The following is a 24,231-nucleotide window of genomic DNA, read 5'->3' on the forward strand; positions in this document are numbered from 1 at the left end:
TCGCACTATGGCCACGAAAACCGTTGCAATGTTGACCGCTGGCGGTCTCGCGCCCTGCCTCTCTTCCGCTGTCGGCGGGCTGATCCAGCGCTATTCGCAAGTCGCGCCGGACATCCGCATCATCGCCTACCGCAATGGCTATGCTGGCCTACTGACTGGCGACTATGTTGAAGCGACGCCGGAAGTGCGCGAAGCGGCAGGCAGGCTGCATGCTTTCGGCGGCAGCCCCATCGGCAATAGCCGCGTAAAGCTCACCAATGTCGCCGATTGCGTGAAGCGCGGTCTGGTGAGGGAAGGGCAGGATCCGCTGCATGTCGCTGCCGAGCAGTTGACGCGCGACGGAGTCAATATCCTGCACACGATCGGCGGGGACGACACCAATGGCACCGCCGCCGACCTCGCCGCCTATCTGGCAGAGAACGACTATGACCTGACCGTCGTCGGCCTGCCCAAGACCATTGACAACGACGTAATCCCCATCCGGCAGTCGCTGGGCGCGTGGACGGCGGCGGAGCAGGGCGCGGTGTTTGCGCGCAATGTCATTGCCGAACACACCGCCAATCCGCGCATGCTCATAGTGCACGAGGTCATGGGCCGGCATTGCGGCTGGCTGACGGCAGCGACCGCGCTGGAGCATCACCGCTGGGTGACCGATGCGCCCTTTGCCGAATGGATGGAAAACGCCGCTGCGCGCTGGGATGTGCATGGCGTTTACGTGCCCGAACTGGGCTTCGATATCGACGAGGAGGCAAAGCGGCTGCGCGCGATCATGGATGCGCAGGGCGGGGTGAACCTGTTCATCTCGGAAGGCGCGGGCGTCAGCGAAATCGTCGCCGCCATGGAAGCTGCCGGCGAGGAGGTGCCGCGCGATCCCTTCGGTCATGTGAAACTGGACAAGGTCAATGTCGGGCAATGGTTCGCTGGCCAGTTTGCCGAGGCATTGGGCGCGGAAAAGGTGCTGGTGCAAAAGAGCGGCTACTTCTCGCGCTCGGCACCTGCCAACGATGCCGATCGCAACCTTATCTATGCCTGCACCACTCACGCCGTTGACGCAGCGCTGCGCGGCGAATCCGGCGTGGTAGGCGAGGATGAGGAGCGCGGAGACGAGCTTCGCGCTATCGAGTTCGAACGGATCAAAGGCGGCAAGACATTCGACACCAGCCTGCCGTGGTTCACGCAGCTATTGGAGGATATCGGGCAGCGCTAAGGCTCCCGCCTCCGGCACGATTTCTCGCCCTGCTGGTTTCAGTGGAAACCGTTTCGCGTTGCGCCTATCTGCGCCGCATCCAAACCACTCTGCGACTCAGGAGACCCTTCGCTGTCCCAATCCCGCGCCCCTCGTCCGTTCGAGAATTTCGCACCCGCGGCCAGCGAGGCGACGCCATTGCGCCAGGCAATCACGGCCGCCTATCGCATGCGGGAGCCCGATGCCGTGCGTCCGCTAATCGAGGCGGCGCGGGTCGATCCGGCGGATAAGCGCGTGATCGCGGCGCTGGCCAGCGATCTCGTCACGCGCCTGCGCCGGAAGGGCCAGTCCGGCGGCGTCGAAGGGCTGGTGAAAGAGTATTCGCTCTCCAGCCAGGAAGGCGTGGCGCTGATGTGCCTCGCCGAAGCTCTGCTGCGCATTCCCGACAACAAGACGCGCGACGCGCTGATCCGCGACAAGATCGCGCGGGGTGACTGGATCGCGCATCTGGGACGCGAGCGCTCCGTCTTCGTCAACGCCGCGACGTGGGGGCTGGTCGTCTCCGGCAAGTTGGTCGCTCCCGTTGAAGAGGACAGCCTCGGAGCGGCGCTATCCGGCCTAATCCAGCGTGCGGGCGAGCCGGTGGTCCGCAGCGGCGTGAACATGGCGATGGAAATGATGGGCGAGCAATTCGTCACCGGAGAGACCATCGGCGAGGCGCTGAAGCGCGCGCGCAAACAGGAGGAGCGCGGCTTCTCCTACAGCTATGACATGCTGGGCGAAGCGGCGATGACGATGCGCGATGCGGATCGCTATTACGACGATTACGAGCGCGCCATTCACGCCATCGGTAAGGCAAGCGCGGGGCGCGGCGTCTACGATGGCCCGGGCATTTCCATCAAGTTGTCGGCCTTGCATCCGCGCTACGTCCGCGCGCAGATGGACCGCGTGATGGCCGAGCTGCTGCCGCGTGTGAAGCAGCTCGCTCTCTTGGCAAAGCGATACGATATCGGCCTTAATATCGATGCGGAGGAAGCCGACCGGCTGGAAATCTCCCTCGATATCCTTGAAGCGCTCGCACTCGATCCGGACCTTTCCGGCTGGCATGGCCTCGGGTTCGTGGTGCAGGCCTATGGCAAGCGCTGCCCCTTCGTCATCGACTGGCTGATCGATCTCGCAAAGCGCTCCGACCACCGCATCATGGTGCGGCTGGTGAAGGGTGCTTACTGGGACAGCGAGATCAAGCGCGCGCAGGTCGACGGCCTGCCCAGCTTCCCGGTCTTCACCCGCAAGGTGCATACCGATGTCAGCTATCTCGCCTGCGCTCGCAAGCTGCTGGCGGCGCGGGATGCCGTCTTCCCGCAATTCGCCACGCATAACGCGCAGACGCTGGCGACGATCTACACGCTGGCGGGCGACGATTTCAGCATCGGCGATTACGAGTTCCAGTGCCTGCACGGCATGGGCGAAGCGTTGTATGAAGAAGTGGTCGGGAAGCGCGACCTTGCGCGGCCTTGCCGCATTTACGCGCCTGTCGGTACGCATGAGACGTTGCTTGCATACCTTGTGCGTCGCTTGCTGGAGAACGGCGCGAATTCCAGCTTCGTCAACCGCATCTGGGACGAAGATGTCGCGCCGGAAGATCTTTCGCGCGATCCGGTGGACGAGGCGGAAGATATCCAACCCGTCGGCTCCCGCCATCCGCTGATCAAACTGCCGCGCGAGCTGTTTCCCGACCGGCACAATTCACGCGGGCTGGACCTGACGGATGAGCGCGTGCTGGCGGGCTTGTCCGCCGCCTTGCGCCGCAGCGTGCAGGTGGACTGGAAGGCGATGCCGACATGGGGCGATGCCGCGCGGCGCGACTTCATCGCCATCACCAATCCTGCCGACCAGCGCGACGTGGTGGGTCATGTCAGCTGGGCGCATGAGGAAGGCGCGCTGGAATCGGTCAAGCGCGCGGCGGAAGCCTTTCCCGGCTGGTCGTCCACGTCGGTCCATGAGCGCGCCGAATGCCTGGAAAAGGCGGCGGACCTGCTGGAAGACCGGATGGAGAACCTTCTCGGCCTGATCATGCGCGAGGCGGGCAAGAGCGCGCCCAACGCGATTGCCGAAGTGCGCGAGGCGGTCGATTTCCTGCGCTATTATGCGCAGCAGGCGCGCGACAGCTTGGACGGAGCAGATGCGCTCGGCCCGGTCGTATGCATCAGCCCGTGGAATTTCCCGCTCGCCATTTTCGTGGGCGAAGTCTCGGCCGCGCTTGCAGCAGGCAATACCGTGCTCGCCAAGCCCGCCGAGGAAACCCCGCTGATTGCCGCGCAGGCAATCGGTATCATGCACGAGGCGGGCGTGCCCGAGGACGTGGTGCAGCTTGTGCCCGGAGACGGCCGGATCGGGGCCGCGCTGGTAGGCTCGCCGGACATTTGCGGCGTGACGTTCACCGGCTCTACCGAAGTGGCCAAGATCATCCAGCGCCAGCTTGCCGAGCGCCTTCTGCCGGGCGGCTCTCCGCTACCGTTTATCGCGGAGACGGGCGGGCAGAACGCCATGGTCGTGGATTCATCGGCCCTGCCCGAACAGGTGGTGCGCGATGTGGTCGCCTCGGCTTTCGACAGTGCCGGCCAGCGCTGCTCCGCCCTGCGCGTGCTCTGCCTGCAAGCGGATGTGGCGGACGACATGCTGGACATGCTGCGCGGGGCGATGGCGGAATTGCGCGTCGGCGCGACCGACCGGCTCAGCGTCGATGTCGGCCCCGTCATCACCGCCGAGGCGAAGGAAACGATCGAAACCCATATCGAAGATATGCGGTCGCGCGGGTTCAAGGTCGAGCAGCTTGAGCTGGACGAGGCGACCGGTTACGGCACCTTCGTCGCGCCCACTATCATCGAGATCGACAGCGTGGACCAGCTTGGCCGCGAGGTCTTCGGCCCGGTGCTGCATGTGGTGCGCTATGCCCGCAAGGACCTGCCGCAACTGATGCAGGCGATCAACGCGACCGGCTATGGCCTCACCTTCGGCCTGCATACGCGCATCGACGAGACTATCGCGCAGGTCACGGCGCAGGCCGAGGTCGGAAATATCTACGTCAATCGCAACGTGATCGGTGCAATCGTCGGCGTGCAGCCGTTCGGCGGGCAAGGCTTGTCTGGCACCGGACCCAAGGCCGGTGGACCGCTCTATATCGGCCGGCTGGCGCGCAAGGTCGATCCGGTCGACGATATCGAGCGCTATGATGACGGCGCGCCGCAGATCGGCGAAATGACCGAGCTGCCCGGACCGGTGGGCGAGCGTAATCTCTATGGCGTGCACCCGCGCGGGCGCGTTTTAATGTTGCCGCAAACCGTGGAAGGGCTTCAGCAGCAGCTCGGTGCTGTGACAGCCACGCTCAACCGTGCCGTGCTGCCGCGATCCTGCGAGCATCTGGTGGCCGACATGCAGCTCGACCGGCTCGAGCTTATCGAATGGGTCGATGATTGGCAGGCCGAGCCGCCTTTCGCGCATGTGCTGGTGGAAGATGGCGGGCAGGATATCGTCGCCATACAGAAAGCCATCGCTGCCAAGGATGGCCCGATCCCGATCATCCAGGCAGCCAGTGAGCGCACCGCCTATCGCACGGACTGGATGCTGGAGGAGCTTTCCGTATCCATCGACACGACGGCAGCGGGGGGCAATGCGAGCCTGATGGCCGTCGCGTGAAGCGGAGCGAACTGGTATAGGCATTGACAGCCTGCTCCGGGCATGGAAATTTGTCCGGACAAATTCGAGAGGACGATCATGGCTTCCGACCTGCCACCAGCCTATACAGCGCTTACCCGCCACGAAATGATGCCGCGCACCCGGCATGACGAGGCGGCGCGGTTCAATTTCCTCACCCATTTCAACCGCTACCTGTCGGGCACGGTCGGCAAGGGTAACAAGCTCGCCTATGAAAATCGCGTGCTGCCGCAGTTTCGTGCAGAGCATGGGCGTGATCCGGAACATCGCTACGAAATTCGCGACGCCATGAACAAGGATGACTGGCATCGTGTCTGGTCGGCGCTGAAGCGTAATTCGATGGAGATGCGCCAGCATTTCGGGCGGCAGGTCGTGCTGCGCCAGCTCGACGAGCTGGATGCAATGGCGCGCCAGTATAACGAGCAATCCGGCATGCTGGAGCTCGACCCGTCGGTCGAGCAGCCGCATTACCAGACCGCGGTCGATATTCATTGCCAGCCCGGCGGCTATCACACCGAGGAGCGACCCGGCGATGTAACCGTGGGCGCGAATTACGATGTCGGGCTGTTTGCGACCACGGGGGGCGCGCTGGGCGGGCTTAACGATGGCGGCGGGCAGGCCGTGGTCGAATGGGTGAAGAAGGAGCGGCCCGACTGGCAACCCAGACGCATCCTCGATATCGGCGCGACCGTGGGCCACAATGCCGTGCCAATTGCGCAGGCTTTTCCCGACACGGAAGTGATCGCAATCGACACAGCTGCCGCCTCCCTGCGCTACGGCGCGGCGCGTGCGGCAGCCATGGGCGTGCGCAACATCACATTCGTGCAGGCATCAGGTGAAGACCTGTCGCGGTGGGCGGACGGCTATTTTGACTGGGTGCAGACCACCATGTTCCTGCACGAGCTGTCCAGCAAGGCCATGCCGCGTCTGCTGGCAGAGGCGAACCGTGTGCTCGCGCCGGGCGGTCTCATCTTCCATATCGAACAGCCCCAATATTCCGAGGAAATGCCGTTGTTCGAGCAATTCATGCGCGACTGGGATGCCTTCAACAATAACGAGCCTTTCTGGTCGGCCATGCACGGGCAGGATCTGAAGCAGGTGATGGCGGATGCCGGGTTCCCGCGTGAGAGCCAATTTACCGCCGGCGTGCGTGCCGTGGTCGATCCGGAAATCTTCCCGCCATCGCCCGATGACGGGGAGGAGGACTTCGGCCGCGCCGCGATTTGGAACGCCTATGGCGCGTGGAAGCCTGCCGCAGACCCGGCGGCTGCTGCATGAGCGAGGAACTGGATTGGATCGGTGCGTCGGCCCGCCGCGCGAAGGGGCGTCGACCTGAATATTTCGACGATCCGGCAGTTGACCGGCTCTATTCCACCGTGTTGGCGCTGGCAGCGGAAGTCTCTGCCCTGCGTGAGCGCAACGACACGCTGGAGCGGTTGCTGGAGGAGAAGGGCGTGCTGAAGCGCGAGGCGATCGAGACCTTCGTGCCCGATCGCCAGCAGGCCGAGGAACGCGGCGAAGCGACCCGCGCCTATGTCAACCGCGTGATGCGCGGCTTCCAGCAGGCGGTCGAGGCCATGGAAGAGGACGATCCGCCGATCATGGACTTGGTCGAGAAGCTCTCTAGGGAATAGCGCGCCATGCCTGCTTACATGATCGTCACGGCCAAGATAGCCGACCGCGAAGCCTTTATCGAAGGCTATGGCAAGCGCGCCGCCGCGCTGGTCGAGCAATTCGGCGGACGCTACCTTCTGCGCGCACCGGGGGCCGAGGCGCTGGAAGGCGATTTCGGCGATGGAGCTAGCATGGTGATCTCGGAATGGCCGGACAAGGCGGCAGTTCACCGCTTCTGGAGCAGCCCGGAATATACCGAGGCAAAGAAGCTGCGTGAAGGGATTGCCGACTGTCAGGTGCTGGTGATCGAAGCGCCCAGCCTCGCCGACGCCTACAGGTAGCGCCGGTATGGGGAGGGGACAGACCGGAAACGCACCGTCGCCCGCCATCTATGCGGGCGATCTCTATTGCGAATATTATATCGCTGAAGCGCCTGTTCCCCAGCGCGGATTGCGGCATTTCGTACCAGGCATCTTGCTGTGCGGCACGGCCGCGCTGGCTGCGGCCTTCCTCGCCGGGCAATATGCGTTTCCGGTCATGGTGCTGGGACTGCTGATCGGGCTCGCGCTCAGCTTTGCAGGCCAGGAAGAAACCGTTGCACCGGGGCTCGACCTGGCGGCCACGCGGCTGGCGCAGGTCGGCATCGCGCTGCTCGGCCTGCAAGTCAGCGCGGCGCAGGTGACGGCGCTAGGCTGGGGCGCCTTGGCAGGCTTGCTGGTGGTGATGGCCGGGACGATCGTCGTGGCTTTGCTGACGGCCCGCCTCGTAGGAGAAAGCCGCGCCTTTGGCCTTTTGGCGGGCGGCGCGACGGCGATCTGCGGCGCATCTGCTGCCGTCGCGCTCTACGGCGCGATGGGGCGGAACAAGGTCGACAAGGCGCGCTTCACGCTCACCCTGGTCGGCGTGGCCGTGGCCAGTGCCATCGCGATGACGCTCTACCCCAGCTTTGCCGGGGCAATCGGCCTGACAGACACGCAAGCCGGCTTTCTGATCGGGGCGAGCGTGCACGATGCCGCGCAGGCCATTGGCGGCGGGTTCGCCTTTTCCGACGAAGCGGGGGCCAATGCCACGGTGACGAAGCTGGCGCGCGTGGCCATGCTGGGCCCGCTGGTGGCACTCACGGCAATCTGGCTGGCGGACAAGCGCGATGCCACGGCAGCGGATGCGCGGGGACGCCGCTTGCCCATGCCTTGGTTCGTGGCCGCTTTCCTGCTGCTGGCAATTGCCAATAGCGCGCTGGACATCCCGGCGCAGATTGCAGACCACGCGCTGGATCTGTCGAAGGCGCTGCTGCTGCTGGCGGTCGTTGCCATCGCCATGCGCTCTCGCCCGCAAATGCTGCTGGAGGCCGGTTGGCGCACGCTCGCCCCGGTCGCCGCTGCCAGCCTTACCGCCTTTGCGCTCGCCACAGCCGCCACCGTGCTATTGGTGGGCCAGTGACAGACCGATCACCACCAGACCCGAACCGAGAAGGACCGCTTACCATGCTCCGCAACGCCTTTACCGCCCACCCCGCATCTGTCGGCGAGAGCTATGGCGAGCATCTGGTAACGGCATCGCGCTTTGCCTTCCGGCTAATCGCGGCGGGGCTGGCCTGCCTCGTCCATGCAATCTTCCCGTTCATGTTCATCAAGACCGGCAGCAGGCAGATCGAGGGTCTGCACAAGAGCATGGTGTCCCATCGCAGCCGCACGCCTACCGGCTGGGACTATGTGATCTGACGCCCAGCCGCTCGATCAGTCCAGCAGTTGGTTGATCTCTACCGCAATGCCATCGGGGTCGAACACGTTACAGCCGCGCACGCGGATATCGGGCGCGTTCTCGCCCCTGCCGGGATAGACCTGCAAGCGCGTGGGTCCGGTCATCAGCGCGCCCTCGACCGCCGCCGCATCGGCGCAGCGCCGCTCCGCATCGTCCACCGCCAGCACGATGACCGTGCTGCCCGGGCTCAGGCGTTGCGGATAGGGCTCTGCCGCCTCCGGCAAGACGGGATCGGTGATCTGCATTAGGCCGATCCAGCCGATATAGGGATCATTGCCGTTCAACAGCACCAGCCGCGCCTCGGCTCCCGGTTCGCCGACCGGCAAGTTCACGCCCGACAGCTGCGTTTCGATATCGTAATTCAGTTCCAGCCCCAGCGCGCCCTGCCAGAAGGCGAGGCTGCGCTCCAAATCGCGCACGATGAAGGTCGCGCGGCGCACATCGGTGGGGATAGCGTCGGTGGCCGCCACCCCGTCCATTGCGCGGAGCTCGGCCTGCGAGGCGGAAGTGGCGACCGAACCGTCGGCTGCTTGGGTGTAATTGTTCACAGTGCAGGCGGACAGCGCGCACGCGGCGGCAAGGACGGGGATGGTCTTCATTGCGGTTCTCCTACTGCGCCGCTGCGCTGCAATTGTGCGATACGGTCTTCGTCATAGCCCAGCGCTTCCAGCACGGCGCGCGCGTCCGCGCCGGGGGAAGGCAGAGTTTGCGGGCTGCCAATACGTTGCCCGGCCATTTCCAAGGGAATGGTGGGCAGGCGCACATCGGTGCCGTTGTCCAGCGTCACATCCTCCAGCCCGCCTTGCGCGAGATGCGGATCGTCGAACATGTCTTCCGGCTTGCCGATAGGTGCGAAAGGCAGTCCGGTGCCATCGAGCTTCGCCACCACTTCGTCACGGGTCATGGTGGCCATCAGTTCGCGGATTTGCGGCATGATCTCGTCGCGCGCGGCGACGCGGGCATTGTTCTCGCGCAAATCCTCTCGCGCCCATAGCTCATCGAGGCCGAACACATCGCAGAACTTCTTCCACAGCGCATCGGTGACGACGCCGATGAAGACCGGCTCGTCTTTGGTTTGGAACACATCGTAGATCGCCCAAGCCGAAACGCGCGCGGGCATGGGGGCGGCGGGGCTGCCGGTCACGGCATATTGCGCCATGTGCTGGCCGACGAGATAGATGGTGGTCTCGAACAGGCTGGCGACGACCTTCTGCCCCCTGCCGGTGCGATGCCGCTCTTCCAGCGCGGCGAGAATGCCGATCACGCCGAACATGCCGCCCGTCACGTCGATCACGCTGGCGCCTGCGCGCGTGGGATGGCCCGGCTGGCCGGTCATATAGGCAAGGCCGCCCATCATCTGCGCCACTTCGTCCAGCGCGGTGCGGTTTTCATAAGGGCCGGGCAGGAAGCCCTTTTCGCTGCAATAGATGAGGCGCGGGTTTGCTTTGGAGAGCGCTTCATAGCTCAGCCCCAGCCGGTCGAGCGCGCCAGGCCTGAAGTTTTCGACGAGGACATCGGCATCGGCCAGCAAGTCCTTCGCCACGGCGATGCCGTCCTCGCTTTTGAGGTCAAGGCAGATGGACTGCTTGCCGCGATTATACATCGGGAAATAGCCCGCGCCCGATCCGCGAAGGGTGCGCGTGCGATCGCCGCCGATGGGCTCAATCCGCACGAGTTCAGCGCCTAGCCCTGCAAGGATGTGGCCCACGGTTGGCCCCATCACCATGTGGGTAAACTCGACGACCTTGATGCCTTGGAGCGGCTGCGGTCCGGTCATCGCGCGATCCTTTTCTTGTAATCCAGCATCGGCCCTGCATCGGGCGTGAAACCGTAAAGCGGTTCGCCCGGCAGCGCCTCCTCCACGATGGCGCGCACTTGCAGCAGCTTGTCGAGGTCGATGCCGGTGTCGAGGCCCATGCTGTTGAGCATGAGGACAAGGTCTTCTGTCACGATATTGCCACTGGCCCCCGGTGCAAAAGGGCAACCGCCAAGGCCGCCGAGCGAGGCATCGAAGGTGGTAATCCCTTCCTCCAACCCTGCCACCACATTGGCGAGACCGAGGCCGCGCGTATTGTGGAGGTGGAGCGTGGTCAGCATGTCGTCGCCCACTGCCGCTTTTACACGCCGCACCAGCCGCCGCACCTGCGCGGGGTCGGCATAACCCGTCGTGTCGGACAGCCCCAGCTCCTGCGCGCCTGCCTCGACTGCCTGCTCCGCTAGCCGCACCACCTGGTCTTCCGCCACCGCGCCTTCCAGCGTGCAGCCGAACGCGGTGGCGAGGCCGACCGCGAAATGCGCGCCGCCCTCTCTGGCGATGGCAGCAGCTTCGCGAATTTCGACGACCATCTCGGCATGGTCCTTGCGCAGGTTCTTGCGCGAGTGCGTCTCGCTCATGGAGAAGGGCAGGCTCATCCCGTCCACTCCTGCATCCACAGCGCGCTGCGCGCCCTTCGCATTGGGAACCAATGCCACCACGGTGAGGCCATCGATGCCCTTCGCAAACCGCACCATCTCTGCGGTATCCGCCATTTGCGGCAGCAGCTTGGGTGGCACGAAGCTGCCGACTTCGATCTCCTGCACCCCTGCCGCCGCCTCTGCCGCGATCCAGCGCTTCTTGGCTTCGAGGTCCATGACGCGATCGATGCTCTGCAAGCCATCGCGCGGGCCGACTTCGGAAACGAGGATATGGGTCATGCTATGCTGGTGTTCTCGCGAAGTTGACAAAGTTTACACCCTGTCGGCGGTCAAAAAATACTGTAACGAACTGGTTTTCAAGCCGATTTTCGAAAGCTGCGAAATTGACACTATGCGGCGGAAAATCGCGCCAGCGTCGTCGCGTAGCCTTGGCAGCGCAGGATAGCTGTAGGACAGTCACGCCGTAATCCCCAGATACACCCATGGCCGCGCCTTGCGGTCGGCGGCGGTCCAGTCGGCGATATCGCTTTTCTGCGTAAGCGTCAGGTCGATGGCGTCGAGACCGCCTGCCAGCATCAGCTTGGCCTCCGGATCGATGGCGAAGGCATGCGTCGCATCGCCGTGGCGCACCTGCTGGCCAGCCAGGTCTACGGTGACTTCAGCGCCTGCCAGCGCCGCGATGGCGGTGGACTCCAGCTCTACGGGCAGGATGCCGTTGCGCATACAGTTCGCGCGAAATATCGGCGCAAAGCTTTCTGCGATGATGGCGCGGATGCCCCATTCGGCCAGCGCCCAGACGGCATGTTCGCGGCTTGAGCCTGCGCCGAAATTCGCGCCGCCCGCCAGGATGCGCGCATGGCGATATGGCGGCTGGTTGAGCACGAAGTCTGGGTTCTCGGTGCGGCTGTCGGCATCGGCGTAGCGCCACGGCGCAAAGAGCCCGTCCGCCAGCCCCGTCCGCCCGGTGGTTCGCATCTCGCGGCTGGGGATGATGGTGTCGGTATCGACATTGTCGACAAGCAAGGGCGCTACGATGCCCGTGAGAGGTTGGGGGAAGGGTGTCACGCCTATGCTCCTTCCATCCGGTCATCCTGAACTCGTTTCAGGATCCATTTCTCCTCTCGCAGCTTCGGCTCTGAAAAGGACGATGGATGCTGAAACAAGTTCAGCATAACGAGAAAAGGAAAAGCCTTGATCACGCCGCCACCGCCTCTCGCGCATAATCGCGCGGATCGGCAATCGCACCGGCGATCGCGCTGGCGGCCACCGTTTCGGGCGAGGCAATGTGGGTGCGGATGCCCGGGCCTTGCCGCCCCTCGAAATTGCGGTTCGTGCTGGAGATGACGCGGCTGCCGGGCGCGAAGCCTTCGCCACCTGCATAGAAGCAGAGAGAGCAGCCCGACATCCGCCATTCGAAGCCCGCGGCCACAAAGATTTTGTCCAACCCTTCTGCCTCGGCCTGTCGTTTCACGCCCAACGAACCGGGGACCACCATGGCAGTCTTTACGGAAGGGGCGATGCGGTGGCCGTCGAGGATGGCGGCGGCGCGGCGCAGGTCGGAAATACGGCTGTTGGTGCAGCTGCCGATAAAGGCGACATCCAACGGCGTCCCGGCGAGCGGCGCTCCCGCGGCAAGGCCGATATAGTCGTGCACCTTGGCATGGCCCTGCGGCACCTTGGCGGTGACGGCAATCGCCTCTTCGGGAGAGGTGCCCCAACTGACCATGGGCGCGATGTCGCCTGCATCGATCACGATCTCGGCATCGAACGCCGCGTCGGCATCGCTGTGCAGCGTCTGCCAATAGGGATCGGCGAAATCGGCGGGGGCGTAGCGGCGGCCTGCGAGATATTCGAATGTCTTCGCGTCGGGCGCGACGAAGCCTGCCATGGCGCTGAATTCGGTCGCCATGTTGCACAGCGTCATGCGCCCTTCCATGTCGAGCGCGCTCACTGCGTCGCCTGCAAACTCAACCGCATGGCCAGCACCGCCGCCCGCGGAATGCGCGGCGATCATATGCAGCGCCATGTCCTTTGCCGTGACGCCGCGGGCGAGTGCGCCCTTGAACGTGACCCGCATGGTTTTCGGGCGAGAGAGGCGCAGCGTGCCGGTGGCCATGGCATGTTCGGCTTCGGAAGAACCGATGCCCCAAGCCAGCGCGCCGAATGCGCCTTGCGTGCAGGTATGGCTGTCGGGCGCCACGAGCGTGACGCCGGGTAGCACCACGCCGAGTTCCGGCGAGATTACGTGCACGATGCCCTGGTCGCGGTCGTTCACATCGAAAAGCGTGATGCCCGCCGCCTTGCAAGCCGCGCGCGTCTCGGTGATGAACGCCTCGCCGCCCACCATAAGCGTGCCGTCCCCGCGACCGATACGCGTGTCGACGATATGGTCCATCACCGCGAAGACGCGCGCCGGATCGTGCACCTTGCGGCCCATCTCTGCCATGCGACCGAGGGCGGCAGCTCCGGTGCGCTCATGCAGGAAGACGCGGTCGATCGCGATCAGCTGCGCGCCCGATGGCGTATCGGCCACCAGATGCGCATCCCAGATCTTGTCGAACAGCGTCTTTCCCATCGGCGTGCGTTATCCTCCGAAGCCCGGTCCGCCGCCGAATTCGACGTGAATGCCTTTCTCGGCCGCTTCCTTCATCTCGGCATCCATGGCTTTCCAGTCACGGGTCACGAGGTGTTCCTGTATCGCCGTGCGCGTTTCCAGCAGGCCGTTGCGAATCCAGTGCCAGGTGCGGCAGCGGTTCTGGCCGTCATCGGAGATCTGGATCTGTTCGTAGAGGTAGAGCGAGGGGTCGCCCGTGCGCTGCCAGTAGAGCATGACGGTGCGGTTGTATTCATCCAGCGGAACCTCGGCCGCCCAGCCCTGGATCAGGTCGTTGTCCCACCACACGCGGCCATCGCGATAAGTGGCGGGAAAGTCGCGGATTTCGGTCTTGCCGTCGGGCCAGCGATAGTGATTGGTCTGGTGGTAGGGCGTCTCGTCGTCGCCCGTCATGCGGCAGAGCAGGCGGCTGGCATGCTCGTCGATCTTTTCGTTGGCAGCGTTGAAGTAGGAATAGACCCCGTCCCACACGCCTTCGTGGCGGGCCAGCAGCGGCATTTCCTTTGCAAGATCGACCATGATTATCCTCCGTGTATCTCTTGTAGCAGATGATGATAGCGGCGCGCTTCGCTTCCCGCCCGAAGGCGGGCGCGGGCGCGGCGGTGTATTGCCGCAGGCTCCAGCGCGGCCGCATTGATTTCGATCACATTGTCGGGGCTCGCGGCATACCACGGCGCGAACATCGCCTCGGCGCGCGAGGCGCTCCATGCGCGGTGCAGGTAATTGCCGAAGCGGTCCGTTGTGAGGTCTGGATAGAGCAGGTCCGGGTCGCCATCGGGCGGCGTGGACCAGTCGATCCGCTGCGCGCCGAGCGCTTTGGCAGCGGCCTCGATAGCGGCGCCGATATCGTCGGCCTTGCCCGAGAGACCGTGACCGGGCACGTCGATGGCCAAATTTTCGCTTAGATCCATTTCCGCGGCGGGCCGGTGGAGCGATAGGGCCTCCGCTCCGCGATGGCCGCGCCAGTGGACGAGGCCGTGTTCCAGCGCCAACCAGCCTTCGTCGCTATCCTCTGCGAGGTCGGGGCATGGCGCTCCGCCTCCAAGTTGTTGCAGGAAGGCCAGCGACTGCGCGTGATGCTCTTCCGGCGTGGCAACCGGATGGGCGGACCAGTTTGCGGGCAGATCGCCCAAACGGCCGAGATGGGGCAGCAGCGGGTCGCCTTCGAATGCCGTGATAAGCGCCGGCGGCACCGGCGCATCGTTACCCGGCAAGTCCCTCGGCGCGCGCAGGACTGCGCCATATCCGGCGCGATAGGCATTACCGCTATCCATCATTTCCATGATCGCGCGGTGCACGCGCTGCGGGTCGGCATGGGCGACACCGAGGCGCGCTTCGTCGCGGATGTCGAACCACGGGAAGAACCAGCTCTGTTCCAGCATGCGGTTCCACAGCCATGTCAGGTGCTCGCCATAGGCGCTGGGGTGCCATTGGGGGAGGTAACTCTCGCCGAAGATCGTCATCTCTTCGGCGGTCCAGACGGCATAGCCGCCAATGGCCATGCAGCTGAAAAGTTCGGGCCGCTGCTTGATCGCGGCGACGAGGATGACGCCGCCCGAATGGAAGCCGTAGGCAGCGCAGCGCCCGATCCCGAGCGCATCGCAAAATTGCCCAAGAGCGGCTGCGAAATCGCCGATCTCCGGCTCGTCTTCGAGCGGATCGGACTGCCCAAAACCCGGCGTATCGGGCGCGATGCAGGTGAAATGCGGCGCCCATTTGCGCATCAGCTCTTCATATTCGGCTGAGGATCGCGGGCTCTGATGCACCATCAGCAGCGCAGGCCCGCTGCCACAGCGGCGATAATGCACCTTGCGAGAGGTGCCAGGTATCGTCAGCATGTGGCGCGTGATCGTCGTCAAAAAATTTGTCCGGACAAATTCTGCTCGACATCTCCTTAGGCGCGGCTATTCTCCCATGTCAAAGACAAATCTGGGATGAGGAACCCGATGGCCGAACAGGTAGGGACGAAGATGGTAGATGACGGGCGCACGGCCCGCGAAATCTTCGAGGAAGTGATGGCAAATCCGGCCCGCAAGAAGTTCGGCTTTGGCGAGAAGCTGGCGATCGTGAATGTCGATCCGCAGCAGGCCTATACGCGCCTGGATATGTTCAAGACGTCCTACGAAACGGACCCGCGCCAGATCGAATATATCAATACGATCAGCCGCTTGGCGCGTGAACGCGGCATGCCGGTGATCTGGAGCCATGTCGCCTATAAGAACGATGCCGGCGATGCAGGCGTATGGGGTACGCGCACCGATACGGAGGACAGCCTGCAGAACATCAAATACGGGTCCGACAGGCATGCTTTCGATCCGCGCTGCGATATCCACGACGATGACATGCAGTTCACCAAGCGCATGCCGTCTGCCTTCTTCGAGACGCCGCTCGCCAGCTATCTGGTGTGGAACAAGGTGGATACGGTGGTGGTGACAGGCGGAAGCACCAGCGGCTGTGTGCGCGCGACGGCGGTGGACGCGCTGAGCCATGGCTATCGCACCATCGTGCCGATCGAAACCTGCTCCGACAAGCATGCCAGCTTCCACTTCGCCAACCTCACCGATCTGCAACTGAAATATGCCGATGTGGAGCCGGTGCAGACGGTCATCGACTGGTTCGAGGCGCGGTAATTTGCGATGCAGGAAAACGCCGCCGACCCCGGCCTCTACGATTACCATCCGTATAATAACCGTCCGAAAATCGAGTGGCCGGAGGGCAAAACCTGCGCCGTTTGGGTCGCGCCCAACCTCGAATATTACGAGATCGACCCGCCTGCCAATCCGCACCGCAAGGCGTGGAGCAAGCCGCATCCCGATGTGGTGGGCTATTCCTATCGCGACCATTCCAACCGGGTGAGCCACTGGCGCATGGCCGATGCGATGGGACGGCACGGCTTTCCCGGCAGCGTCAGCCTGTCGGTCGCCCTGTGCGATCACCATCCCGAAGTCGTGGCCGACGGCGCCGCGCGCGGGTGGGAGTTCTTCAGCCACGGCATTTACAACACCCGCTATTCCTACGGCATGGATGAGGCGCAAGAACGCGCGATTATCGAGGACTCCATTGAAACCGTGCAGCGCGCCACCGGCCAGCGCATTCGCGGCTGGCTGGCGCCCGCGCTGACCCACACGCCGCGCACGCTGGACCTGATCGCCGAATACGGGATGGATTTCACCTGCGACCTTTATCACGACGACCAGGTGCAGGAGGTGAAGGTGGCCAGCGGCCAGCTAGCCTCCATCCCCTACAGCCTGGAAGTGAACGACCATTACGGTTTCAATGTCTATGGCATGTCGGGCCGCGAATATGCCGACAGCCTGCTGCGCCAGTTCGAGCGGCTGGCCGCCGAAGGTGAGCGTTCAGGCACGGTCATGTGCATCCCGATCCACGCCTATTTGATAGGCCAGCCCCACCGCATCGGCCCGTTCGAAGAGGCGCTGCGCCGCATCGCCGCAGACCCGCGCTGCTGGAAAGCGCGGGCTGGCGAGATTGTGGATGCGTGGAGGGCGCAGGTGTGACTCTCGATCCCGAATACACCCGCTACCCCCACCGCCGCGAGGGCTATGATCACGACCTTTACCAATGGTCCAACCTCCACGCCCGCGCGCCAGTCCGCTGGCCGGGCGGCAAGTCCGTCGCAATCGTCCTCTGCGTCAGCCTCGAATATTTCCCGATTCTACCGGAAGACGAGCCGTTCCGTGCGCCTGGGCACATGGTCACGCCCTATCCCGATTACCGACACTACACCGTGCGCGATTACGGCAACCGGGTGGCGGTGTTTCGCCTGCTCGATGCGTTTGCCAAGGCAGGCGTCACGGCCAGCTTCGCGACGAATGCCGCTGTGGCGGAGCGTTATCCGGAACTGATCGACGCCGTGAAAGCGGGCGGGCACGAGATCATCGCGCATTCCACCGATATGAACGGCACCATCGCTTCCACCCTGTCCGAAGCGGAGGAACGTGCGCTGATCGCGGAGAGCCTTGCGCGACTTGAAGCCGCCACCGGCACGACGCCGAAAGGCTGGCTTTCTATCGCCCGCTCTCAAAGCTGGCGCACTGTGGACCTGCTGAAAGAGCATGGCCTCACCTATTGCTGCGACTGGGTGAATGACGAGCTGCCCTGGCGCTTTAACAACGGGCTCATCAACCTGCCGCTGAGCGTGGACTTGTCGGATCGGCAGATCGTGGCAGTACAGCAACATTCGGCGGAAGCCTGGGCGCGTATGATGCGCGATGCTTTCGCATTCCTGGCGCAGGAGGCCGCCAGGCAATCGAGCGCGCGCCTGCTGCCGATGCAGCTGACGCCTTACATCATGGGCCAGCCCTTCCGCATCGCCGCGCTGGAGGATTTGCTGGCAGACCTCACCGCGCGCAGCGAGGCGTGGTTTGGCAGTGGCAGCGCCGTGGTGGAAAGCTGGGAGGCGCAGCAATGAAGGCCACAAACCCGCGCACCGGCAAGGCGGATTACGAGTTTGCCACGGACACTCCCGATAGCGTGGCGGAAGCGGCGCGAGAGCTGCGCGACAGGCAGGGCGCGTGGGAAGCGATGGGCGTTTCCGCCCGTGCCAAAGTTCTGTTGCGGTTGGCCGATCTTGTCGAGGCAAACGAGCAGGCCATTTTCGATGCGCTTGCCATCGATACGGGCCGCCGCGCCATCGCGCGTATGGAAGTGCAGGGGTTGGCGCGCAATTGCCGCCGCTGGGCAGCGCGCGCGCCGGAGCTGATGGACGGTCTGCCGCGCGATGCAACGCCATCGCTGACGCCGGGCGTCGAGATCGTGCCGGAGTTCTCCGCTTTTCCGCTATTCGGCGCCATCGCGCCTTGGAACTTTCCGATCCTGCTGAGCCATATCGACGCCGTGCCCGCGCTGATGGCGGGCTGCGCCGCGCTGGTGAAGCCGAGCGAAGTCACCCCGCGCTTCGTCGAGCCGATGCGCGATGTGCTGGCACAGCTTCCCGAGCTGCCGCTGCGCTACGTGATGGGCGGTCCGGAGGTGGGGCAGGCGCTGATCGCCCATGTCGATTATGTCTGTTTCACCGGCAGCACGGAGACAGGCCGCAAGGTGGCGGAGGCCGCGGCGCGCGCGCTGATCCCGGCCAATCTCGAACTGGGCGGCAAGGACCCGATGATCGTGACCGCCAGCGCGGACCCGGCATGGGCGGCGAATGTGGCGCTGCGATCCAGCGTCGTGGCGACTGGGCAGGCCTGCCAGTCCATCGAACGCATCTATGTTGCGCGCGAGGTAGCGGACCCGTTCCTCGATGCGCTGGTCGCAGGGGCGGAGACGGTGACGCTCACCCATCCCGATCCCGGAAGCGGCCATCTGGGGCCGTTCATTTTTCCCGCGCAGGCGGAGAAGATTGCCGCGCAGATTGCCGACGCTAGAGCGGGCGGAGCCAAGGTGCTGACTGGCGGGGAGGTTGAGCGGCTGGGTGGCGGCGCTTACCTGCGCCCGACGATCCTCACCGATGTGACGCCTGACATGGCCGTCATACGCGAAGAGACGTTCGGTCCGGTTTTGCCGGTGACGGTGTTCGACACGCTGGACGATGCCATCGCCATGGCAAACGACAGCACTTATGGCCTTTCCGCCGCCGTGCTGGCGGGCAGCATGGAGGAAGCGGCGGCCATCGGCTCGCAGCTGGAGGCGGGTGCGATTTCGCTGCAGGACGGCGCGCTTACCAGCATGGTGGGCGATGCGACGAACCACTCTCGCGGGAAATCCGGGCTCGGGCCGAGCCGCATGGGCGATGAAGGTTTCCTGCGATTCTTGCGCCGCAAGGCACTGATCCGGCAGACCGGGCAGGCGGCGCCTATCGATGCCTTTGCCGAAGGCCCGCCGCAATGAGCAACCGCGCCGCCCTGCGCGCTGCCATGCCGGCCATGTTCGCGCATGAAGGCTGGTGGGATGGGTGGTATCGCGACGTCGACACGGGCGGAAAGCTGATCGACGAACGCCGCGTGAAGACGCATTGCGAGTTCCCCGATGCGGGCGAGTGGCACTACATCCAGCACAACTGGCTTAGCTGGGCCGACGGGCGCGAAGCGACTTACGAATTCGGCGGGCGGCTGGATGGCGAACGACTGCGCTGGAAGACCGACCGTTTCGACGGATATGGTTGGCAGACGCATGAGGATACGATCATGCTGCGGCTCGACCGGCTGGATGTGCCGGGCGCTTATTACATCGAGAGCATCAATGTCGCGCCGGGCGGCCAGAAACGCGCGCGAACCTGGCAGTGGTTCAACGCCGATGGTCCGTGGAAGCGCACGCTGTGCGATGAATGGAAGATAGAGGCGCCTTAGCGCTCCAGCTCGACCAGCTCGTAGCGGTTCATCATGTAGCCGTCGATCGCACCGTAAACGAGGATGCTGTCCTCATCCGCCGTCACCCACATGTCGAAGTCGGGATGGCGCTCCCCGCCCATGCCGGCATCGCTCTCGTCCACATAGCGGTAGCGGCGACAGGCGAAGGTGCCGGCAGCCACCGTCTTTTGCTCCTCGCCGACGTATTCCATCACCATCTCGACTTCGGCGAGCTGCGGCGGGGTGGCACCGCGATGGTCGGGGGAGGGCAGCCAGAAGCGCAATCTGCGCCGGTGCGGGCCCTGTCGCACATCCATCAGCCTTGTGGTGAACCCGTCGCCCGCCACCGGATGCGTGCCGAATGCGTCGAACGTGCCCGCATCGCGTTTTTCCGAATGCCGTCCGATGGCGGGGCCATGGCTCTCGCATTCCACCATCCCTTCAGTAGGGTCGTAATGCATCCAGCCGGAGCCGAGAAATTCGTCGCCCAGCGTCAGGTGTACGAGAAGGTTTTGCGGCATGCGGTCGGGGCCGATATGCAGGGTGATGTCGCGCAGCACGGCAGGGTCCGGCTCCTCGATCTCGCAGCGGGCCCGCAAGATGGTGCTGCCATCGCCGTGATGGGTGAACGTGAACCACTCACGCCCCCGCTCGGCTCCCTCCATCCCCGGCTTCTGCGAGGTGTAGAGGATTTTGCCCGAGACGGTGCGGTGCTGCATCAGATCAGGCCGGCCTTGTCGAGCCGCGCGATCACCTCTTCCTGCGCGCGGCGAAAATAGTCGCGATCAGGCAGTTGCGGCGTGCCATCGCCCATCATGCCGTTTGCGCGGTGGAATGCCTCGGCGCTCGCAGCATAGGCATCGGCGAAGAGGCCGGGCCGCTGGCGGGCGAGGCTGTTGATCATCGCAGGCGTGCGCCGCGCCTTGCGAAGGGCCGCAATGTCCAGCGTGGCGAAGGCTGTGAACGTCTCGCCCGAAAGCGCCTGCGACATCAGCTTGCCGCGATAATCCACGACGCGGCTGTTTCCGTCCGCCGAGGCGAGCGGCAGCCCGCCGCCCTCGATCCCGGCTGTGTTGGCGGAAACGACATAGGCCATGTTCTCGAATGCGCGCGCCTGCTTCGCGATGTCTTTCGGGGTGGACAGGGGCGACCCGACTTCGGAAGAGGAATGCACCAGCACTTCCGCACCGCGCAAGGCCAGGATGCGAGCGATTTCGGGATAGAGGATTTCCTCCGATGCCACCGCACCGATGCGTCCGATCTCCGTATCGGCGACGGGGAAGATCGCATCCGCGCCGTAATGGTCGAGATAGGCGTCCCACACATCGTGCGGGCTCGGCGCGAACATGGAAATCAGGCGTCGATAGCGCAGCACGGTATTGCCAGAAGGGCCGACGAGGAAGCTGGTCTGGAAATAGAAATCAGGGAAATGCGGGTCGCGCTCATAGGCATTGCCCGCGATGTGCATGCCCAGCCGCTGCGCCATCGCGCCCAGCGCATCGTATTCCGGCCCGTCCGAATTCCAGCCCACCTTGGCTGCGAAGTCGGCCAGCGAAATGCGCCCCGGGTAGGAGGTAAACAGATATTCCGGCAGCACGGCCAGCTTCACCGGCTCCCCGCCATATTGCGTAATGAATATCGACGATGTGCGGATTTGCATTTCGACACTGTCGATATGCGCCAGCATGGCGGCGCGCGCCTCGTCATCGGGCAAGTGGCTGATATTGCGGGCCGTCAGCTGCATGGCGACGGCTGCGTATGGGGCTGGTGTTGTCATCTTAGTCAAGGCCTAACGAGCCGGGATTCATCCGTCCATCGGGATCGAGCTCGCGCTTGATCGCCAGCAACAGCGCGTCGGCGCGCGGGTCCAGGCTGTCGCGATAGCGATAGGTGCGCCCGATCTGGAAATGGCTGGCGCCATGCTCGTAGAACAGGTTCACGATGCGCAGCTTGATAGCCTGCACGGCTTTCCACGCTGGCGCGTTGCTATCGAGCACCGGCACCCGCGCACGGTGACCTGCCTCCATCGTCTGCTCGATCAGCGGATTGGCGGCATCGGGCCAGTAAAGGCACGGCTCCACGACCATGCCCGCGCCGCCGACTGCGGCGAAAAGGATGCCGTAATGGATGCCATGCGTGTTCATGCGCTCGGCCTCGTCAGCAAAAAGCTCGTCCAGCGCGTTGCAGAAGGTCGCAGCCTTGCTGTGCGGCAGAAGGCCGTGGATAGGCCCCCAGCGCTCGCCACCGGGGCCGAGGATGGAGTTGAGCGGTCCAAACGGGTTGGCGCGTATGATCTTGGGGATGGTGTTTTCGACCTCCCGCCCGCCTTCGGCCAGCGCGATCTGCCGTGCAGCCTTGATATCGGTATCCGCCGCATTCTGGCTGCGCCCTTCCGCCAGCACATGCAGCGAATAATTCGCATCCTTCAGGAAGTCGCGCCCCGCAAGCGCCACACGCGCGCCTTCCTTCAGGCCTTTCAGGATTCCGCCCTGCTTGCGCATCATGCCGACAAGCTGCTTCGCATCGCTGGCCAGGCTATCGCGCTTCATGCGGATGGCATTGAGGTGCGGATCGAAGCCGAAGACTTCGCTCGCCAGTCCCATCCGCTCGATCTGGGAGGCGGTGGCGAGCAGCTGGTCGCGGCTGTCGAAGGCAAAGCTGGCATAAGCATTCGCTTCGGCCTCGCGCACCAGTTTCAGCGTTATTTCCGCCTTGATGCCCAGCGCGCCGGTATCGGCGAGGAAGAGGCCGACCATATCGGGGCCGTAGGGGCGGGCGAAAGGCGCGCCGACATCCATCAGCGTGCCGTCCGCCAGCACCACTTCCAGCGCGAGGCAGCTCTCTACGGCAGTGCCGTGGCGGCCTGTGCCCCAGAAAATCGCATTCTGGCTCATGCCGCCGCCGATCACGGCTTTCAGGCCGGAAAGCGTGCCCCACATCGGCGTGCGCAGGCCCAGCGGTTGCAAGTGTTCGTAGAGTTTCGCCCATGTGCATCCCGCCTCCACGGTGACGTACGTGTCTTCCTCATTCACCTCGACGATCCGGTCGAGCGCGCCTGTATCGACCAGCACGGTACCCGGTTCGGTCTGTGTGTAGCCGCCGGTATAGCTCATGCCCCCGCCGCGCGGAGCGACAGCGTGGCCCGCGCGGGTGGCAGCGCCCACCGCGTCGGCCAGTTGCTGCTTTGTATGCGGGCGCACGACCGCGGCAAGGTCCGCCCCGCGCGAGAAGATATCGTGCGCGTAGAAGTCGAGACTGTCCGCATCGCTCAGCACTTCGGCGCCGGTGGCCGCCAGCGCTTCTGCAATGGATTGGTGGGCTAGCGTCGCCATCATGCCGCTCCTGTTACGGCTCGTGTCGGTTCCGCTCCCGGCGCGGGGAAATTGTCCGGATAGCGCCCGAGGAATAGCAGCATCGCGCCGCCTGCCACATACATGAAAATGGCCACCGTCAGCATGGGGTCGTACGTGCCGTAAGTGTCGCGGACCCAGGCATAGACGATGGGCGAAAATGCGCTGGCAAGGCCGAAGGGCATGTACAGCATGCCGTAGATCTTGCCGTAATGCAGCATCCCGAAATAGCGGCTGGCGAGATAGGCGATAAGATCGCTTTCCGCACCCGCGGCAAAGCCCAGCAGGAAACCACCGATGGCCAGCGGCAGGAAGGCGGTATCGGTGCCGAGAAGCAGGTAGCTAGAAATGGCGGGCAGGCATAGCAGCGGGAAAGCGACATAGCCTGCCCAGAACCTGTCGAGCAGCATGCCGGTGATGATCCGCCCCGACAGGATGCCGATGCCCAGGATCGTCATCACATTGGCCGCAGCTGCGGTATCGAAGGAATGGTCCGCCAGGATCGGCACCATGTTGATGAATGCGCCGCCAAAAGCAAAGGCAATGGTGAGGATGGAGAACCAGATCAGCCAGAAGCGATAGTCGCGCAGTGCGGTTTTCAGGTCGACGCCTGTGACCGTACCGGCCTTGCCGCCCACCGCGTCAGGCCGCTCCTCTGGCAACGGCTCGCGGAAAAAGATGATGCCCAGGGGCAGGGCGACGAGCAAAGGCAGGCCTGCGATAATCAGGAACATGCCGCGCCAACCGTAATTCCCGATGGCCCACGATGCGATCTGCGGGATGACCATGGCGGCGATGCTGGTGCCCATCAGCAGGATGCCCAGCGCGAGCCCCTTGTTCTTGAAGAACCACATATTGATCGCGCGGCTCCAGGTGACGGGTGTGGAGCCGATGCCGACCAGGCCGATCACCACCCAAAGGCCGTAGTAAATGTAGAGAGTCGTGGCGCTGCGTTCTGTCGGCGTCAGCGCCACAGCAGCGAAGGCTACACCGAAGGCGGCCAGCGATGCCAGTGCCACTTTGCGCACGCCGTAACGGTCCGCCATCCAGCCGAAGGCGGGGGCCAGCAGCGATGCGATGATGCCGAAAATCGTGATGGGCAAGAAGATCTGCGTGCGCGACCAGCCGAACTCCTCCATCAGCGGCTCGACAGTGAAGCCGACCACGTTGAAGGGGATGGGCGATGCGCCGAAGGCCACGCCCAGCACGGATACGAGCAGCACTTTCCAGCCGAGGCCGAATTCGCTGCGCTGCTTTGGAGCTGTCGCCATGGTC

The 24,231-nt window shown here is 64.2% G+C and carries 23 protein-coding genes; 12 read left to right on the forward strand and 11 right to left on the reverse strand.

The window, feature by feature from the left end; genetic code table 11:
* The first annotated feature begins 7 nt into the window (after positions 1-7).
* The 7 genes from BMF35_RS06290 to BMF35_RS06320 all read left to right on the forward strand — a co-directional run bounded on the left by BMF35_RS06290 (position 8) and on the right by BMF35_RS06320 (position 8,235).
* Positions 8-1,207: a pyrophosphate--fructose-6-phosphate 1-phosphotransferase gene (locus BMF35_RS06290; protein ID WP_047007353.1), complete on the forward strand. Its 1,200-nt coding sequence runs from the start codon at positions 8-10 to the stop codon at positions 1,205-1,207.
* Positions 1,208-1,384: 177 nt separating this feature from the next.
* Complete coding sequence (gene putA, locus BMF35_RS06295; RefSeq protein ID WP_418202092.1) at positions 1,385-4,882, forward strand: bifunctional proline dehydrogenase/L-glutamate gamma-semialdehyde dehydrogenase PutA; 3,498 nt, start codon at positions 1,385-1,387, stop codon at positions 4,880-4,882.
* Positions 4,883-4,960: 78 nt separating this feature from the next.
* On the forward strand, positions 4,961-6,178 hold the full coding sequence (locus tag BMF35_RS06300) for a class I SAM-dependent methyltransferase (protein WP_047007693.1): 1,218 nt from the start codon (positions 4,961-4,963) through the stop codon (positions 6,176-6,178).
* Positions 6,175-6,534 (forward strand): hypothetical protein, encoded by a 360-nt coding sequence (locus tag BMF35_RS06305; RefSeq protein ID WP_047007355.1) that lies wholly within the window; start codon positions 6,175-6,177, stop codon positions 6,532-6,534. The genes BMF35_RS06300 and BMF35_RS06305 overlap by 4 nt, the downstream gene beginning before the upstream one ends.
* Positions 6,535-6,540: 6 nt before the next feature.
* On the forward strand, positions 6,541-6,855 hold the full coding sequence (locus BMF35_RS06310; protein ID WP_047007356.1) for a DUF1330 domain-containing protein: 315 nt from the start codon (positions 6,541-6,543) through the stop codon (positions 6,853-6,855).
* Positions 6,856-6,862: 7 nt separating this feature from the next.
* Positions 6,863-7,954 carry a YeiH family protein gene (locus tag BMF35_RS06315; protein ID WP_047007357.1) on the forward strand — a complete coding sequence of 364 codons (1,092 nt, stop codon included), beginning with the start codon at positions 6,863-6,865 and terminating at the stop codon, positions 7,952-7,954.
* Positions 7,955-7,998: 44 nt separating this feature from the next.
* A complete protein-coding gene (locus BMF35_RS06320; protein ID WP_047007358.1) occupies positions 7,999-8,235 on the forward strand; it encodes a DUF6356 family protein in 237 nt (78 codons plus the stop codon).
* Between the two features lie 15 nt (positions 8,236-8,250).
* Here the strand turns inward: BMF35_RS06320 and BMF35_RS06325 are convergent, their stop codons facing one another.
* The 7 genes from BMF35_RS06325 to BMF35_RS06355 form a co-directional block, all read right to left on the reverse strand.
* Positions 8,251-8,874 (reverse strand): VOC family protein, encoded by a 624-nt coding sequence (locus BMF35_RS06325; protein ID WP_047007359.1) that lies wholly within the window; start codon positions 8,872-8,874, stop codon positions 8,251-8,253.
* The gene (locus BMF35_RS06330; protein WP_047007360.1) at positions 8,871-10,052 is read right to left on the reverse strand and encodes a CaiB/BaiF CoA transferase family protein; all 1,182 of its coding nucleotides are present in this window, start codon (positions 10,050-10,052) and stop codon (positions 8,871-8,873) included. Before BMF35_RS06330 ends, BMF35_RS06325 begins: the two co-directional genes overlap by 4 nt.
* Positions 10,049-10,969, reverse strand: coding sequence for a hydroxymethylglutaryl-CoA lyase (locus BMF35_RS06335; RefSeq protein WP_047007361.1), 921 nt, complete (start codon positions 10,967-10,969; stop codon positions 10,049-10,051). Before BMF35_RS06335 ends, BMF35_RS06330 begins: the two co-directional genes overlap by 4 nt.
* Positions 10,970-11,146: 177 nt before the next feature.
* A complete protein-coding gene (leuD, locus tag BMF35_RS06340; protein WP_047007362.1) occupies positions 11,147-11,755 on the reverse strand; it encodes a 3-isopropylmalate dehydratase small subunit in 609 nt (202 codons plus the stop codon).
* 130 nt (positions 11,756-11,885) lie between these two features.
* A complete protein-coding gene (locus BMF35_RS06345) occupies positions 11,886-13,265 on the reverse strand; it encodes a 3-isopropylmalate dehydratase large subunit (protein ID WP_047007363.1) in 1,380 nt (459 codons plus the stop codon).
* Positions 13,266-13,274: 9 nt separating this feature from the next.
* Positions 13,275-13,823 (reverse strand): hypothetical protein, encoded by a 549-nt coding sequence (locus tag BMF35_RS06350; RefSeq protein ID WP_047007364.1) that lies wholly within the window; start codon positions 13,821-13,823, stop codon positions 13,275-13,277.
* Between the two features lie 2 nt (positions 13,824-13,825).
* Positions 13,826-15,142, reverse strand: a complete 1,317-nt coding sequence (locus tag BMF35_RS06355) for an alpha/beta hydrolase (RefSeq protein WP_156172170.1) — start codon at positions 15,140-15,142, stop codon at positions 13,826-13,828.
* 108 nt (positions 15,143-15,250) lie between these two features.
* Here BMF35_RS06355 and BMF35_RS06360 point away from each other — a divergent pair, with 108 nt between their 5' ends.
* The 5 genes from BMF35_RS06360 to BMF35_RS06380 are packed head-to-tail and all read left to right on the forward strand — an operon-like array spanning position 15,251 to position 19,606.
* Positions 15,251-15,934 carry an isochorismatase family protein gene (locus BMF35_RS06360; RefSeq protein WP_047007366.1) on the forward strand — a complete coding sequence of 228 codons (684 nt, stop codon included), beginning with the start codon at positions 15,251-15,253 and terminating at the stop codon, positions 15,932-15,934.
* Between the two features lie 6 nt (positions 15,935-15,940).
* On the forward strand, positions 15,941-16,819 hold the full coding sequence (locus tag BMF35_RS06365; RefSeq protein WP_047007367.1) for a polysaccharide deacetylase family protein: 879 nt from the start codon (positions 15,941-15,943) through the stop codon (positions 16,817-16,819).
* Complete coding sequence (locus tag BMF35_RS06370) at positions 16,816-17,733, forward strand: polysaccharide deacetylase family protein (RefSeq protein ID WP_047007694.1); 918 nt, start codon at positions 16,816-16,818, stop codon at positions 17,731-17,733. The genes BMF35_RS06365 and BMF35_RS06370 overlap by 4 nt, the downstream gene beginning before the upstream one ends.
* Positions 17,730-19,148 (forward strand): aldehyde dehydrogenase family protein, encoded by a 1,419-nt coding sequence (locus BMF35_RS06375; RefSeq protein ID WP_047007368.1) that lies wholly within the window; start codon positions 17,730-17,732, stop codon positions 19,146-19,148. Before BMF35_RS06370 ends, BMF35_RS06375 begins: the two co-directional genes overlap by 4 nt.
* Positions 19,145-19,606 carry a hypothetical protein gene (locus tag BMF35_RS06380; protein ID WP_047007369.1) on the forward strand — a complete coding sequence of 154 codons (462 nt, stop codon included), beginning with the start codon at positions 19,145-19,147 and terminating at the stop codon, positions 19,604-19,606. Before BMF35_RS06375 ends, BMF35_RS06380 begins: the two co-directional genes overlap by 4 nt.
* Here BMF35_RS06380 and BMF35_RS06385 read toward each other — a convergent pair.
* Genes BMF35_RS06385 through BMF35_RS06400 form a run of 4 tightly spaced genes read right to left on the reverse strand, consistent with a single transcriptional unit; the run spans position 19,603 to position 24,227 of the window.
* Positions 19,603-20,325 (reverse strand): DUF3108 domain-containing protein, encoded by a 723-nt coding sequence (locus BMF35_RS06385; protein WP_047007370.1) that lies wholly within the window; start codon positions 20,323-20,325, stop codon positions 19,603-19,605. The genes BMF35_RS06380 and BMF35_RS06385 overlap by 4 nt on opposite strands.
* Positions 20,325-21,383: a nitrilase-related carbon-nitrogen hydrolase gene (locus BMF35_RS06390; protein WP_047007371.1), complete on the reverse strand. Its 1,059-nt coding sequence runs from the start codon at positions 21,381-21,383 to the stop codon at positions 20,325-20,327. The genes BMF35_RS06385 and BMF35_RS06390 overlap by 1 nt, the downstream gene beginning before the upstream one ends.
* A gap of 1 nt (position 21,384) precedes the next feature.
* Positions 21,385-22,941: an FAD-binding oxidoreductase gene (locus tag BMF35_RS06395; protein ID WP_047007372.1), complete on the reverse strand. Its 1,557-nt coding sequence runs from the start codon at positions 22,939-22,941 to the stop codon at positions 21,385-21,387.
* On the reverse strand, positions 22,938-24,227 hold the full coding sequence (locus BMF35_RS06400) for an MFS transporter (RefSeq protein ID WP_047007373.1): 1,290 nt from the start codon (positions 24,225-24,227) through the stop codon (positions 22,938-22,940). The genes BMF35_RS06395 and BMF35_RS06400 overlap by 4 nt, the downstream gene beginning before the upstream one ends.
* Positions 24,228-24,231: the final 4 nt, after the last annotated feature.

Origin of the sequence: Aurantiacibacter gangjinensis (assembly GCF_001886695.1) — a bacterium.
Classification (GTDB): domain Bacteria; phylum Pseudomonadota; class Alphaproteobacteria; order Sphingomonadales; family Sphingomonadaceae; genus Alteraurantiacibacter; species Alteraurantiacibacter gangjinensis.